At 65.4% G+C, this 13,812-nt stretch carries 10 protein-coding genes; 3 read left to right on the forward strand and 7 right to left on the reverse strand.

Going from position 1 to position 13,812, the window contains the following annotated elements:
- The first annotated feature begins 79 nt into the window (after positions 1 to 79).
- Positions 80 to 1,435 (forward strand): bifunctional UDP-N-acetylglucosamine diphosphorylase/glucosamine-1-phosphate N-acetyltransferase GlmU, encoded by a 1,356-nt coding sequence (glmU, locus tag CFP68_RS01790; protein WP_099823822.1) that lies wholly within the window; start codon positions 80 to 82, stop codon positions 1,433 to 1,435.
- Positions 1,435 to 3,240, forward strand: a complete 1,806-nt coding sequence (gene glmS, locus CFP68_RS01795) for a glutamine--fructose-6-phosphate transaminase (isomerizing) (protein ID WP_099823824.1) — start codon at positions 1,435 to 1,437, stop codon at positions 3,238 to 3,240. The genes glmU and glmS overlap by 1 nt, the downstream gene beginning before the upstream one ends.
- A gap of 49 nt (positions 3,241 to 3,289) precedes the next feature.
- Here glmS and CFP68_RS01800 read toward each other — a convergent pair whose 3' ends face one another.
- Positions 3,290 to 3,829, reverse strand: a complete 540-nt coding sequence (locus CFP68_RS01800; protein ID WP_169961442.1) for a hypothetical protein — start codon at positions 3,827 to 3,829, stop codon at positions 3,290 to 3,292.
- Between the two features lie 83 nt (positions 3,830 to 3,912).
- Here CFP68_RS01800 and moaA point away from each other — a divergent pair, with 83 nt between their 5' ends.
- Complete coding sequence (gene moaA, locus CFP68_RS01805) at positions 3,913 to 4,917, forward strand: GTP 3',8-cyclase MoaA (RefSeq protein WP_099823826.1); 1,005 nt, start codon at positions 3,913 to 3,915, stop codon at positions 4,915 to 4,917.
- 88 nt (positions 4,918 to 5,005) lie between these two features.
- Here moaA and CFP68_RS01810 read toward each other — a convergent pair whose 3' ends face one another.
- The 6 genes from CFP68_RS01810 to CFP68_RS01835 all read right to left on the reverse strand — a co-directional run bounded on the left by CFP68_RS01810 (position 5,006) and on the right by CFP68_RS01835 (position 13,802).
- On the reverse strand, positions 5,006 to 6,169 hold the full coding sequence (locus CFP68_RS01810; protein WP_099823828.1) for a M20 aminoacylase family protein: 1,164 nt from the start codon (positions 6,167 to 6,169) through the stop codon (positions 5,006 to 5,008).
- 63 nt (positions 6,170 to 6,232) lie between these two features.
- A complete protein-coding gene (locus tag CFP68_RS01815; RefSeq protein ID WP_099823831.1) occupies positions 6,233 to 7,153 on the reverse strand; it encodes a calcium/sodium antiporter in 921 nt (306 codons plus the stop codon).
- A 559-nt stretch (positions 7,154 to 7,712) separates the two neighbouring features.
- Positions 7,713 to 9,626: a glucans biosynthesis glucosyltransferase MdoH gene (mdoH, locus tag CFP68_RS01820; RefSeq protein WP_241523911.1), complete on the reverse strand. Its 1,914-nt coding sequence runs from the start codon at positions 9,624 to 9,626 to the stop codon at positions 7,713 to 7,715.
- On the reverse strand, positions 9,623 to 11,164 hold the full coding sequence (locus CFP68_RS01825; RefSeq protein ID WP_241523912.1) for an OpgD/OpgG family glucan biosynthesis protein: 1,542 nt from the start codon (positions 11,162 to 11,164) through the stop codon (positions 9,623 to 9,625). The genes mdoH and CFP68_RS01825 overlap by 4 nt, the downstream gene beginning before the upstream one ends.
- Positions 11,140 to 12,390, reverse strand: coding sequence for an OpgC family protein (locus tag CFP68_RS01830; RefSeq protein ID WP_099823833.1), 1,251 nt, complete (start codon positions 12,388 to 12,390; stop codon positions 11,140 to 11,142). Before CFP68_RS01830 ends, CFP68_RS01825 begins: the two co-directional genes overlap by 25 nt.
- A 230-nt stretch (positions 12,391 to 12,620) precedes the next feature.
- Positions 12,621 to 13,802 (reverse strand): CaiB/BaiF CoA transferase family protein, encoded by a 1,182-nt coding sequence (locus CFP68_RS01835; RefSeq protein ID WP_099823835.1) that lies wholly within the window; start codon positions 13,800 to 13,802, stop codon positions 12,621 to 12,623.
- Between the last annotated feature and the right edge of the window lie 10 nt (positions 13,803 to 13,812).

Raw genomic sequence — 13,812 nt, forward strand, 5'->3', positions numbered from 1 at the left:
AACAAGTTTGATCGCGCCGCCCCTTGTGACGCCACCGTCATGGGGTAAAACGGCGGCAGGCAAAAGGAAAGAGCAGTCCATGGCCTCTCATCTTATCGTTCTGGCGGCAGGCCAGGGATCGCGCATGCAATCCGACCTGCCCAAGGTGTTGCACCCGTTGGGCGGCGCGCCGCTGTTCGCCCATGCGTTGGCCTCGGGCGCCGCGCTGGAGCCACAGACCCGCGTGCTGGTGGTGGGCCACGGCGGCGACGCCGTGCGCGCGGCGGCCGCCGACATCGACCCCGACATCGTGATCGCACAGCAGGTCGAACAGTTGGGAACGGCGCACGCCGTCGGCTGCGCGCGCGCCGCACTGGCGGACGCGACCGGCACCGCATTCGTGCTGTATGGCGACACCCCGTTCGTGCGCCCCGAAACGCTGGAACGCATGGCCGCCGCCCGCGCCGAAGGTCATGCTGTCGTCGTGTCGGGATTCACCCCCGCCGATCCGGGCCGATATGGGCGGCTGGTGATGCGGGACGGCGCGCTGGAACGGATCGTCGAATACAAGGATGCATCGGATGACGAGCGTGCCATAACCCTCTGCAATGGGGGCATAATGGCCGTTGATGCCGCGCTGATCTTCGACCTGATCGACGGCATCGGCAACGACAACGCGGCGGGCGAATACTATCTGACCGATATCGTACAGGTCGCCCGGGATCGCGGTCACAGCGCCACGGTGGTGGAGTTCGACGAGAGCGAGACACTGGGCATCAACACCCGCGCCGAACTGGCCCGGGCCGAAGCGATTTTCCAGGCCCGCGCCCGGGCGGATGCGCTGGACAACGGGGTGACCATGACGGCGCCTGACACGGTGTTCTTTTCGCACGACACCCACGTCGGGCGCGACGCCGTGATCGAACCCAACGTGATCTTCGCCGCCGGCGTGACGGTGGAATCCGGCGCGACCATCCGCGCGTTTTCGCATCTCGAAGGCTGTCACGTCGGAGCGCGGGCCGTGGTGGGCCCCTATGCGCGCCTGCGGCGGGGGGCGGAACTGTCCAACGACACCCGCATCGGCAACTTCGTCGAGATCAAGAACGCACAGATCGGCGATGGGGCCAAGGTGAACCACCTGAGTTACGTCGGCGATGCAACCGTCGGTGCCGCCGCCAACCTCGGCGCGGGCACGGTCACCTGCAACTATGACGGCGTGTTCAAGCATCACACCGACATCGGCGCGCGCGCCTTCATCGGCTCGTCAACCATGCTGGTCGCGCCGGTGCGTGTCGGCGCCGACGCCATGACGGCCAGCGGTTCGGTCATCACGGCCGATGTCCCGGACGGCGCGCTGGCGCTGGGGCGCGCGCGACAGGTCAACAAACCGGGACTGGCCGCGCGGATGATCGACCGCCTGCGGGCCCTGAAAGCCAACAAGAAGGAAGACGTCTGATGTGCGGAATCGTTGGCGTCCTCGGCAAGCACGAGGTATCACCGATCATCGTCGAGGCCCTGAAACGGCTGGAATATCGCGGCTATGACAGCGCCGGCATCGCCACCGTCAACGACGGACAGCTGGACCGGCGCCGCGCGGTGGGCAAACTGGTGAACCTGTCCGACCTGCTGGTGCACGAACCCCTGGCCGGGAAGTCCGGCATCGGCCACACCCGCTGGGCCACCCATGGCGCGCCGACCACCGGCAATGCCCACCCCCACCGCGCCGGCGCCGTGGCGGTGGTGCACAACGGTATCATCGAGAATTTCCGCGCCCTGCGCGAGGAACTGGGCGGTGCGTTCGAATCCGAAACCGACACCGAAACCGTCGCCCGCCTGACCGCGCTGCACATGGAGCAGGGGTTGGGGCCCGTCGAGGCGACGCAAAAGACGCTGGCGCGGCTGGAAGGCGCCTTTGCGCTGGCTTTCCTGTTCGAGGGCGAACAGGACCTGATGATCGCCGCGCGCAAGGGATCGCCCCTGGCCATCGGCCACGGCGACGGCGAGATGTTCGTGGGCTCGGACGCCATCGCGCTGGCGTCGATGACCAACCGCATCACCTATCTCGACGAAGGCGACTGGGCCGTGCTGACCCGCACATCGCTGGAAATCCGCGATCACACCGGCGCGCGGGTCGAGCGGGAAATGAAGACGCTGGACCTGAACCGCGCCCGCGTCGAAAAGGGCGGCCACAAGCACTGGATGGCAAAGGAGATCGCCGAACAACCGGTGGTTCTGGCAGATGCCATCGCCCATTACCTGCCGAACGGCGGCATCGCCCTGCCCGCCTCGGACATCGACTTTGCCAAGGTCGAGCGGATCGTGATGGTGGCCTGCGGCACCGCCTCGTATGCCTGCCTGACGGCGAAATACTGGTTCGAGCAATTGGCCCGCATCCCCGTCGAGGTCGATGTCGCATCCGAGTTCCGCTATCGCGAACCGCCCATCGGACCCGGCACGCTGGCCATCTTCGTCAGCCAATCGGGCGAAACCGCCGATACGCTGGCCGCGCTGCGCTATTGCACCGGCAAGGCGCAGATCCTGTCGGTGGTGAACGTGCCCGAAAGCTCGATCGCGCGCGAAAGCGACGTGGCGCTGCCGATCCTGGCGGGAACGGAAATCGGCGTTGCCTCGACCAAGGCGTTCACCTGCCAGTTGTTCGTGCTGGCCGTTCTGGCGCTGAAGGCCGCGCAGCAGCGGCAGTCGCTTGACGACGTTGCCATCGACCGCCACATCGCCGACCTGCGCACTTTGCCCGGCCTGATGGCGCAGGCGCTGACGCTGGACACCGATATCGCACGGGTGGCCCGCCGCCTGGCCGAAGCGCGCGACATCCTGTTCCTGGGGCGCGGCGTGATGTTTCCGATGGCCCTGGAAGGTGCGCTGAAACTAAAGGAAATCAGCTATATCCACGCCGAAGGTTATGCATCGGGTGAACTGAAGCACGGCCCCATCGCCCTGGTCGATGAACAGGTGCCCGTGATCGTTCTGGCGCCGAGCGACCGGTTGTTCGACAAGACGGTCAGCAACATGCAGGAGGTGATGGCGCGCTCGGGCAAGGTGTTGCTGATTTCGGATGCCGAGAGTCTTGCGCAGGCGGCAGAGGGCACGTGGGAGACGGTAGAGATGCCCACCGTCCCCGAGGTTTTCGCGCCCATCGTCTATGCCGTGCCGGCGCAACTTCTGGCCTATCACACTGCAATCGCCAAGGGCACCGACGTCGACCAGCCCCGCAACCTGGCGAAATCGGTGACGGTGGAATGAGTATTTGGATCGCTGAGAAGCCAGGGGTCGGCGCGCAACCAGACCCGGCCTATTCGGTGTAGACCACCAGTGTCGGCAGATCGGTGATCGGCGCGTCCAGCACACGCAGGGCCGCCAGCGAGACCTGGCTTCCGCCACCCGCCTCGCCCGGCAACGGGATCAACTCGACCAGCGCCGTCTTGCCGTTGGACGGATTCTCGAGCCGCCCCGGCCCGGCGGTCTTGACCAGCGGCGACTTGATCCAGAACCCCGGTTGCGTCGGATCGCCCAGCGACGCGACGGTTTCGCCCAGCCGCGTTTCGCCCGCCGCTGTCGGCGCGCTGGCCGTTGCCGCCGCGCGCTGATCGTCGGTCGTGGTATCGAAATCCTCGGCCGTGCGGGCGGCGGCCGAAGGCGGCGGCGCCGTCACCACGTCGCGCACCGCATCGCTGAGAGCCCCCGATCCCGGCTGGGCGGTCGCATCCAACGGGCGATCCGAAGGCGCCGTCGAACCGTCGCCGGATTTCAGGAATCCCGGCGTGTTAATCTGTCCACAAGCCGTGACGGTGAAAAGGCCCAAAGCGGCCAGAAGCGTGCGATGTCTGATCATGGCTTCAGGATAAGCGGTGGCGGCGTGTCGCACAACGCCCAATGCCCCTTGCGATGCAAGTGGGCGGGGCCTAGGTTCCTTCCATGACCAACCCCCTGATCGACCCTTTCCAGCGCGCCATTTCCTATCTTCGGGTGTCCGTCACGGACCGCTGTGATTTTCGCTGCGTCTATTGCATGTCCGAGAACATGACGTTCCTGCCCAAGAAGGAATTGCTGACCCTCGAGGAGCTGGACCGCATGTGTTCGACCTTCATCGGCATGGGGGTCGAAAAGCTTCGGATCACGGGCGGCGAGCCCTTGGTGCGGCGCGATATCATGACATTCTTTCAATCGATGTCGCGCCACCTTGAGACCGGTGCGCTGAGAGAGCTGACGCTGACGACCAACGGCTCGCAACTGGAACGGTTCGCTGCCGATCTTTACGCCGCCGGGGTGCGCCGGGTGAACGTGTCGCTCGACACGCTGGACGCGACGAAGTTCGCCCAGGTCACCCGCTGGGGCCGCCTGGCGCAGGTGCTGCGCGGGATCGACGCGGCACAGGCGGCGGGCCTTCGCGTCAAGCTGAACGCCGTTGCCTTGAAGAACTTCAACGATTCCGAGCTGTTCGACCTGACCGAATGGTGCGCCGCCCGCGACATGGACCTGACCTGGATCGAGGTGATGCCCATGGGCGATCTGGGCAACGAGGACCGGCTGGATCAATACTGGTCATTGCAGGATCTGCGCGCCCGGCTGGCCGAACGCTATACCCTCACCGACCTGGCCGAACGCACGGGCGGTCCTGCACGATACGTGCGGCTGGAAGAGACCGGCCAGAAGATCGGTTTCATCACGCCGCTGACCCATAACTTCTGCGAAAGCTGCAACCGGGTGCGTCTGACCTGCACCGGCGAATTGTACATGTGCCTCGGGCAGGAAGACATGGCCGACCTGCGGGGCCCCCTGCGCGCGTCCACCGATAATGCGCCGTTACAGGATGCAATCCGCGCCGCCATCGCCATGAAGCCGAAGGGGCACGATTTCGACTATTCCCGCCAGCGCGCCGATGGCCAGATGACCCGTCACATGAGCCATACCGGCGGCTAGCGCGGTCGCCGCGCGACCGATCCGCACGCCGGGGAGGATGGACGCGGCACAGGCTGACATGTGCCGCATCACGGGATTGCGCGCCCGCTCAGCCCAGCGGCAACCGCTGTTCGGCCAGTTCGACCCACCATGAACATCCCGCCGGAATAGCATCGTCGTCGAAGTTGTATTCGGGATGGTGGACACCGGCGGAATCACCATTGCCGACAAGGATATAGGCGCCGGGGCGCGCGTTCAGCATGAAGGCGAAATCCTCGCCGCCCATGATATAGGGCGCGGCGTCGCATTTGCCGGCAACGGCTGCGGCGGCCTTGGCGGCGTATTCGGTTTCGGTTTCCGTGTTCACCATCGCCGGATAGTTGCGGTTATAGGTGACCTTGGCGGTGCAACCCATTGCAATGGAGACGGATTCCGAAATCTCGGTCAGGCGGCGTTCGGCCATGTCCTGAACCGCCAGAGACAGGGTGCGGACGGTGCCGCGCAGGGTGACCTTGGTCGGGATCACGTTGAACGCGTTCCCGTCCGAATGGATCGAGGTGATCGACACCACCAGTTGTTCGACCGGGTCCAGATTGCGCGACGCGATGGATTGCAGGGCGACCACCACATGGGAAGCGGCGACGATGGGATCCGCCGTTTCCTGTGGTTTGGCGGCATGCCCGCCCTTGCCGGTGATCTCGATCTCGATCAGGTCGGCGGCGGCGAAGAACGCACCGGGGCGAATGGCGAAACTGCCCAGCGGCATGCCGGGCCAGTTGTGCATGCCATAGACCTCGTCGATGGCAAACCGCTCCATCACGCCGTCGTTCACCATCTCGCGGCCGCCGCCGCCGCCCTCTTCGGCGGGCTGGAAGATGACGGCGACCGTGCCGTCGAAATTGCGCGTTTCCGCCAGATAGCGCGCGGCGCCCAGCAACATCGCCGTGTGACCATCGTGGCCGCAGGCATGCATCGCGCCGTGCGTCTCGGACGCATAGTCAAGGCCGGTCGCCTCGACGATCGGCAAGGCGTCCATGTCGGCGCGCAACCCGACCACGCGGCCCGACCCGGTCTTGCGCCCCTTGATGATGCCGACCACACCGGTGCGCCCGATGCCGGTCACCACCTCGTCACACCCGAAGGCGCGCAACTTTTCCGCCACCACGCCGCTGGTGCGGTGGGTTTCGAATTGCAGTTCGGGATGGCGATGCAGATCGCGGCGCCATTCGGTGATTTCGGGCAAAAGTTCCGCAAAACGGTTTCTGACGGGCATCGTGCATTCCTTCCTGTCGTCTGTGCGCACCCTGACGCCGCCCGCGTCCGTCGTAAAGGGGTGTCAGGCCATGATCGCCAGCGCACCGATGTATCCACCGTAAAGCATCAGGAACCCCACCCCGGCACCGCGCGCGATCCGACCGCGCCAACACGCGAGCGCGATCAGAATCGCGGTCGCGCCCAGCATGATCCAGATATCGAACAGGGCGATCTGCGGCGCGACCGGCAATGGCGTGACCACCGCCGTGACCCCGAGTATACCGACAACGTTGAAGATGTTGCTGCCGATGATGTTGCCGAACGCCAGATCATTGCGCCCCCGCCGCGCGGCCGCGACCGAGGTGACAAGCTCGGGCAACGACGTGCCAACCGCCACGACCGTCAGACCGATCACCGCTTCCGAAACCCCAAGCGCATCCGCAAGATCGATCGCCCCATCGACCAGAAGTTTCGCTCCGATCAGGGTCAGGACCAGCCCCCCCACCGCATGGATCAACGCCCGCCGCATCGACAGTGCGTCGCCATCGACGTCGGGCACATCAGGGCCCGGCGCGCGCAGGGCCAGCACGACATAGGCCGCCAGCAGGCCGATGAAGATCGCGCCGGTCATCCGGCCGATCTCACCCCACAAGGTCACACCCACCGCCAGCACCGTCACCAGTGCCAGCGCGCTGCCATCCCGCGCGAATGCGCCGCGCTCGATCAGGATCGGGCTCATCGCGGCCGACACGCCCAAAATCAGCAGGATGTTGCAGATGTTGCTGCCCACGACGTTGCCCAGAGCGATGCCCGGCGCCCCGGCCAACGCCGCCTGCACCGATGTCAGAAGTTCGGGCACCGAGGTGCCGAATCCCACCAGCGTCAAACCGATCACCAGGGGCGAAACGCCGACACGCTGGGCAAAGGCAACGGCGCCACGCACAAGAAGGTCTCCGCCAAGCACAAGGCCGGCGAAGCCGATGACGATCAGAAGGATGGACATGAAAAGGGATCCGGGCGCACTGCGATGGATCGCCGGTGCGCAAGCCGACGACCATCGGTATATCCTCGCGCGGGGCCGTTCTTGCAAGATCGCGCGAAAAATAATCCGGCCGGCGATCACCTCTTTTGGACGCTGTCAGCCACCTCCGGTCACGCCCGATCCCATCTGACATCGGCCGCAGGGTGGATCCGATCACGCCGTAGCGGCCAGGCGACCGGATGAAGTCAGATGTTCAGGAAGGCACGTCCGAAGGCGAGAAACAAAGTGCCGCGCCATCGCGCGCCTCGCCTGCTGGCCGCCGCGAAACAGTTCCATGCCAGCGGGTCTTTTGCCAAGGACGCAAGCAGCCAGCGGCGCCAGGGATCGTTCAAGACGGCTCAACCCTTCTGCCGCGACACCACCTGATCCGCGGCACGGTCACGCAGAACCCCCATACTTCTTACCGATCGAAATACTCCCGCCGGAGGCATCCCCGGCTTGCGCCGCAAAACCGGCCGCCGAGGCAAGCGACCAGTGCTGCGGGCAAAAGCCGCTTACCCTCAGCCCCGCGGCGAAATCGCTATTCCGCGGCCATCACTTCCGTCAGCGATGGCTGCGCGAGGAGCCTTGCGAAATGCCGTCGCTCGATCATCGCACTGCGGATGATCGCGGGCGAGTTCAGAACCTCGGGCGTGCCGAGGTGGCGCGACAGCCAGCGCCGCGCGCCCATGTCCACGCCGGACAGCGCCGACAACGGCACCGCGAACGCCAAGCTGATCGCGATCGGCAGCAACCACAGCGTGACGATCCCCATGGCCATGCCGATCAAAAGCAGCACGCCCAGAACCGTCTCCAGAGCATGGAACTTGACCAGCGTGGCCAGCGGATAATTCACCCGTCCGCCCCGGCTCTGGGGTGTCCAGGTTTCGCGCTGGCCCAGAACCGTGCGGATGACCGCGATGGATTGCTGCACCATCAGGATCGGTGCATAGGCGATGGACAGGGCGATCTCTGCCAGAACCGACGCCACGAACTGGCCCAGGCCGCCGACGTCGCGCATCGGGATCCCGGCGCGGTGGATGGCGCCCGCGCTCATCAACTTGGGCGCCAGCAGCATGGAATACATGAACAGCAGGATCCACAGGTTCGAACGACTGTCGGTCAGGGGCCAGTCGACCTGGGGGTTCAGCCCGCTGAAATACAGGATCACGTTCTGCTCCTGCCCGTTGCCGATCAGCGCCCAGACCACCAACAGCGCCAGCCAGGCGGGTGAAACGAGGTATCCCATGGCGCCGCTGATAAGGTGAAACCGCGACACGGTATGAAACCCGCGCGACGCCAGCAGGCGCAGGTGTTGCAGGTTGCCTTGGCACCAGCGACGGTCGCGCAGGACATAATCGATCAGGGTGGCCGGAACCTCCTCGTAACTGCCGGTGATGCGCGGCAGGAACCGCACGCCCCAGCCGGCACGGCGCAGCAACCCCGCCTCGACGAAATCATGGCTGAGGATCAGCTGTTCGTTGCCACGAAAGTCGCGCACCCGCGGCAAACCGGCCGATGCGGCAAACGCACCACAGCGGATGATCGCGTTGTGCCCCCAATAGTTGCCTTCCCGGTCGGTCCACTTGGCCAGACCTTCGGCCAGCGCGAAGCCATAGATGCGGTTGGCGAACTGCTGGACCCGGCCAAAGACCGATTGCGCGCCGAACAGCATCGGGAACGACTGGATCAATCCCGCCGACGGATCGCGTGACAACGCGTCGGTCAGATCGGTGATGGCGCGCCCGCTCATCAGGCTGTCGGCATCCAGCACCAGCATGGCGTCATAGCCGCCGCCCCAGGATTGCACCCAATCCTTGAGGTTGCCGACCTTGCGGTCGATGTTGTCCGCGCGCCGCCGGTAATAGACGCCGCAACCCGGATGCGCGCGGGCACGCAGCGCGTGGAACGCGCGCTCTTCCTGGGTGGCGATGGCGGCGTCGCGGGTGTCGGACAGCACGAACAGATCGAAGTGATGGGGATGGTCCGCGCGCCGCAGTGCGTTCAACATCGCCGCGGCATTGCCAAAGACATCGGCCGGCGATTCATTATAGACCGGAACAAGAAGCGCCACGTTCAAAGGCTCGACCGGGCCGCCATCGGCGGCGCCCAGGTTGGCCGGGCGGCGCCGGGTCAGGATCAGCGAACCGATCCCCAGGGTGGCCGTGCTGACCGACAGCGCAATCCAGAAAAAGGTGAACGCGATCAACGCGATGACACAGAATTCGAACACCGACACCCCATTGTCGGTGGCGAACCAGTTGGTGAAGGCGGCGATCACACCGGCGGTCGTGACCAGCGCCGGCACGAACGTCATCACACGCCACAGGCCGGCGATGCGCGACGCACGGCGCAACGGCGCCGCGGTATCACGGTAATGGCGGTTAAGATGCTGCACCGGCTGCGGCAGGGGCGCGCGGCGGGGCATCGCATCGTTGGGGAAACTAAGCATCATGTCGTCCATCGGTAAAGCCAAACTTCGCTGAGCGGCAGGCCATCGCGCAGCAGTTGCACGCGCATTTCGATCTCGCCTGCCCCTTCGGGGTCGAAGCTGAACGATGCCCGCAGGCCCCCGGTTCCCGGGTTGCGCTGAAGTATGCCGGGCGACAGCAGGCCGCGCCCGTCATTGACATAGAGGGTGATCGTGTCCGGATCCCCCGCCAGCGCGGGGTGGTCCTCGAAATCGATGGCGCAGACGACGCGCACCTGGTCGAATCCCTTGCCGATCCGCGTGTTGATGACCCGCGCCACATCGGGCACGCCGGCAGGGTCGTCGCCCCAGGCCATGTCATAGGCGAAATCGAACCGCTGGCCCGCAGCCAGCACATCGCGCGGCCGCCAATAGGCGACGGTGTTGTCATAGATCTCCTTGTCCGCCGGAATCTCGACCAGCCGCACCGCCCCTTCGCCCCAGTCGCCGCGCGGCGTGATCCACAGCGACGGGCGCGCCTCGTATTTCGCCTCGAGATCGGCGAAGGCTTCGGGATCGCGGGTGCGCTGCATCAGGCCGAAGCCCTTGGGATCACTGTCGACGAAACTGGAAAACTCCAGCGTTCTGGGGTTGGCCAGCGGGCGCCACAGACGTTCGCCGTTGCCGTTCAGCATCAGCAGGCCGTCGCTGTCGTGCACCGCCGGACGGAAATCATCGAAGCGATGCCGGTTGGTTTCGTCGAACAGGAACATGCTGGTCAGCGGCGCCAGCCCGACATGATCCAGATCGACGCGCGGAAACAGGGTGGCCGTGACCCCGACGCGCGTCGGCAGGCCGGGCGTGATCTCGAACGAATAGGCCCCGGTGACGGACGGCCCGTCCAGCAGGGCATGGACGACAAAGGTCGTGTCACCCGGATCGGCCGCCTCGACGTAGAACCGCGAGAAGGTCGGAAACTCCTCGCCGCCCTCGTCGCCCGTGCGCAGCGCAAGTCCGCGTGCGGACAGCCCGTAAATCTGGCCGTTGCCGATCGCGCGAAAATAGCTCGCCCCCTGAAAAACCATGAATTCCCGGAAGATTTCCGGCTTGTCCAAGGGCGTGCGCAGACGGATGCCGGAATATCCCATCGTGGCGTCGATGGGGGGGTCGGGAAACTTGTCGGTCGCATCGAACAATGCGCGATCAAAGGCCAGGGTCTTGGCGGTGCCGTCGACCACCAGGTTCACCTCGACCGGGCGTTCGTTCAGGTGGCCTGCCGCGAACAGGTCGAGTTGCAGGGGGCGCGGTTCGTCGTGCCAGATGGCCCGGTCGGATCTGAACCAGATCAACCGCGCCTCGTCATAGCTGAGATTGCGCCAAGCCTCGGGCACCATCGGCGCGGGCTGGAATCGCGATTGCGACAGGCGTTCGGCCTCGGCCCTCAGCCAGTCGACCGAGAACGGTGCTTCGTGCGAGACAAGTTCGTTATAGGCCTGACCCGGACGGGTCGCGGCCGCAAAGGCGGCACAGGCGGCAATGAAGGTGCGGCGGTTCAAAGTCATCCGGTCCCCGAGGTTTTCCATGGCTGGCCCTTGAACCAGCCGACGCTGTAGGCAACCGCCACAAGCAGGGCGATGCCGATGATATTGGCGATCGAAACGCTCCAGCCGTTGCGCCCGACCTGATCGACCACGAACCCGCTGAAGCGGGCGAAGACCATCGAGAACAGGAACACGGCAAGGCTCTGTTGACCGATTCGCATGATCACGGCGACGACGCGCCGCCAGACCCGCGCGCCGGCCCCCTGTCCTTCGGGGCGCAACCGGTCGCCGTGACGGCCCGCGACCACCCACGCCAGATAGGCCAGCGCAAGGAAATGAACATAGCGCAGGATCGCGAAATCCGATTTGTCGATCCATCCGGCCTGGGTGGTGCGAAACTCACGGGCGAACTCCAGTCCAAGGCGGCCCGATCCGAAACTCGACAGCGGCACGATGGCCAGCACGATCACGGCCGCCATCACGATCAGCGCAGCGTTGACCGGCGGCGCCGGGATCCAGCCGCGCATGAAGGCAAAACCGGTGAAGAACACCAGCTGCCAGCCGAACGGGTTGAAGAACCACCGCCGCTCCGACCATGGCTCGGCCGGGAAGGCCAGTGCGACATCGGCCATCCCCAGCCATGTCCAGAGCGCCTCCTGCGCCAGCAGCCAGACCGCGCCCGACGCCAGAGCAACCAGCCAGATGCCCCCCTGCGACAGCAGCACCACCACCGGCATCATCGCCAGCACGACCATGTACATCGGCAGGATGTCAAAATAATTCGGCACATAGGTCAGCGTCATCAACCCGATCAACTGTGGCGCGGGATCGGCAAAGAACTTCCACAGGTTCAGCGACCCGATATAGGTCTTGTCGAACCCGCCCACGGCGTCGATCGTCGCCAGCATCGCGGCCAGGGCGACGAACATCGCGATATGCGCCCAATAGATCTGCCACAGACGGAACGCGACCCGCGCCGTGCCCAGCCACCAGCCACGCCGCACGAAGGTGCCGCCGAATGCGATGGCCGACGCCATGCCGGAGCAGAACACGAAGATCTCGGTCGCGTCGGAAAAGCCAAATCGCGCAGGGATGTAGTTGGACCAGAAATTGCCGGGCGTGTGCGAAATCAGGATGATGATCATCGCGCAGCCGCGATAGAAATCCAGCCGCGGATCGCGCGACGGCCTGCCCGGCGACAGATCGGGCGCCGCCCTGTTTGCAGGGCGCCCATGAAAACCCACATCGACGACGTTGGACAGACTCATCACACGGCAACCCCTTGGATTTTCCAGCTTATTCAACCAGATCTCGGGGTTTGCAAGTTCCTTGATATGGCCTGCCGAAAATCAGCCAACAACGCGCCCCGCCATAGGCGCCTTCCCGCCCGGAGGTGTTATTTAACAGGGGTTCCGAGGGAACTTTTCCGCGCCGGGCCGCAACGGGGGTTGCACGGTGGGCTCAGCCGTCGCCTTTTGACACGCCAGGCGATGCGCTGTCAGCTTTCGGACAACAGCTGCCCCAGCACCGCGTCGGTATCCGCACCGAAACGGGGCGGCGGACGGCGATAGGTGACAGGTGTGAGCGACAGTTTCAGCGGGTTGCCGATCAGGCGCACGCTCTCGCCTTCGACCCCGGGGGTCGGAACTTCGGCCACCATGCCGCGCGCCGCCACCTGATCCGAGGCGAACACCTGGTCCATGGTCTGGACCGGCCCAACCGGCACGCGCCGCGCCTCGAGCCCCTCGATCACCTCGGCCATACTGCGCGCGGCCAACGCGGGCTCAAGCAGCGGGATCAGCGCATCGCGGTTCGCCAGCCGCGCGGGGTTGGTGGCAAAGCGCAGGTCGGTCGCCAGATCGGGCAGGTTCAGGAAATCGCAGAAGCGGATGAACTGCGTGTCGTTGCCCACGGCGACGATGACATGCCCGTCAGAGGTAGCGAACACCTGATAGGGCACGATATTCGGGTGCGCGTTGCCGCGCCGCTTGGGCAGATCGCCCGAGGTCAGGTAATTGACGCCTTCGTTGATCATCCACGCGATCTGGCTGTCGACTAACGCGATGTCGATATGCTGCCCCTCGCCGGTCGCATCGCGGTGGCGCAGGGCGGCCAGGATGCCGACACAGGCATACATGCCGCACATCACGTCGGCGATGCCCACGCCGACCTTCATCGGCTCGCCATCCGCCGCACCCGTCAGCGACATGATGCCCCCATACCCCTGCGCCATCAGGTCATACCCGGGCTTCGAGGCGTTCGGCCCGGTGTGCCCGTAGCCCGAGATCGAACAATAGACCAGCCGCGGGTTCAGCTTCAGCATCGTGTCCGCGTCCAGACCGTATTTTGTCAGGCCCCCCGGCTTGAAATTCTCGACCAGAACATCCGCCTCGGCGACCATCGCGCGCACGGCCGCCTGTCCTTCCGGCGTGGCAATGTCCAGCGCGACCGACAGCTTGTTGCGGTTGGCGCACATGAAATAGGCCGAAAGGTCGGTGTTCCCGCCGTCGGCATCCCGCGCGAAGGGCGGCCCCCAGGATCGCGTGTCGTCGCCTTGGGTCGAGGGATTCTCGATCTTCACAACCTCGGCCCCCAGATCGCCCAGCAGTTGGGTGCAGGTGGGCCCGGCCAGGATCCGTGTCAGATCGACGATCTTCAATCCATCCAGTGCGCCCGCCATTCCGCCCCCC

This window comes from Oceaniglobus indicus (assembly GCF_002751875.1).
Classification (GTDB): domain Bacteria; phylum Pseudomonadota; class Alphaproteobacteria; order Rhodobacterales; family Rhodobacteraceae; genus Oceaniglobus; species Oceaniglobus indicus.

Excerpts from the sequence above, each read along its gene's own strand:
- moaA (WP_099823826.1), top strand. The coding sequence starts at position 3,913 with ATGACCAACCCCCTGATCGACCCTTTCCAGCGCGCCATTTCCTATCTT.
- CFP68_RS01830 (WP_099823833.1), bottom strand. The coding sequence starts at position 12,390 with ATGAGTCTGTCCAACGTCGTCGATGTGGGTTTTCATGGGCGCCCTGCA.
- CFP68_RS01815 (WP_099823831.1), bottom strand. The coding sequence starts at position 7,153 with ATGTCCATCCTTCTGATCGTCATCGGCTTCGCCGGCCTTGTGCTTGGC.
- CFP68_RS01810 (WP_099823828.1), bottom strand. The coding sequence starts at position 6,169 with ATGCCCGTCAGAAACCGTTTTGCGGAACTTTTGCCCGAAATCACCGAA.
- glmU (WP_099823822.1), top strand. The coding sequence starts at position 80 with ATGGCCTCTCATCTTATCGTTCTGGCGGCAGGCCAGGGATCGCGCATG.
- mdoH (WP_241523911.1), bottom strand. The coding sequence starts at position 9,626 with ATGATGCTTAGTTTCCCCAACGATGCGATGCCCCGCCGCGCGCCCCTG.
- glmS (WP_099823824.1), top strand. The coding sequence starts at position 1,435 with ATGTGCGGAATCGTTGGCGTCCTCGGCAAGCACGAGGTATCACCGATC.
- CFP68_RS01800 (WP_169961442.1), bottom strand. The coding sequence starts at position 3,829 with ATGATCAGACATCGCACGCTTCTGGCCGCTTTGGGCCTTTTCACCGTC.
- CFP68_RS01825 (WP_241523912.1), bottom strand. The coding sequence starts at position 11,164 with ATGGAAAACCTCGGGGACCGGATGACTTTGAACCGCCGCACCTTCATT.
- CFP68_RS01835 (WP_099823835.1), bottom strand. The coding sequence starts at position 13,802 with ATGGCGGGCGCACTGGATGGATTGAAGATCGTCGATCTGACACGGATC.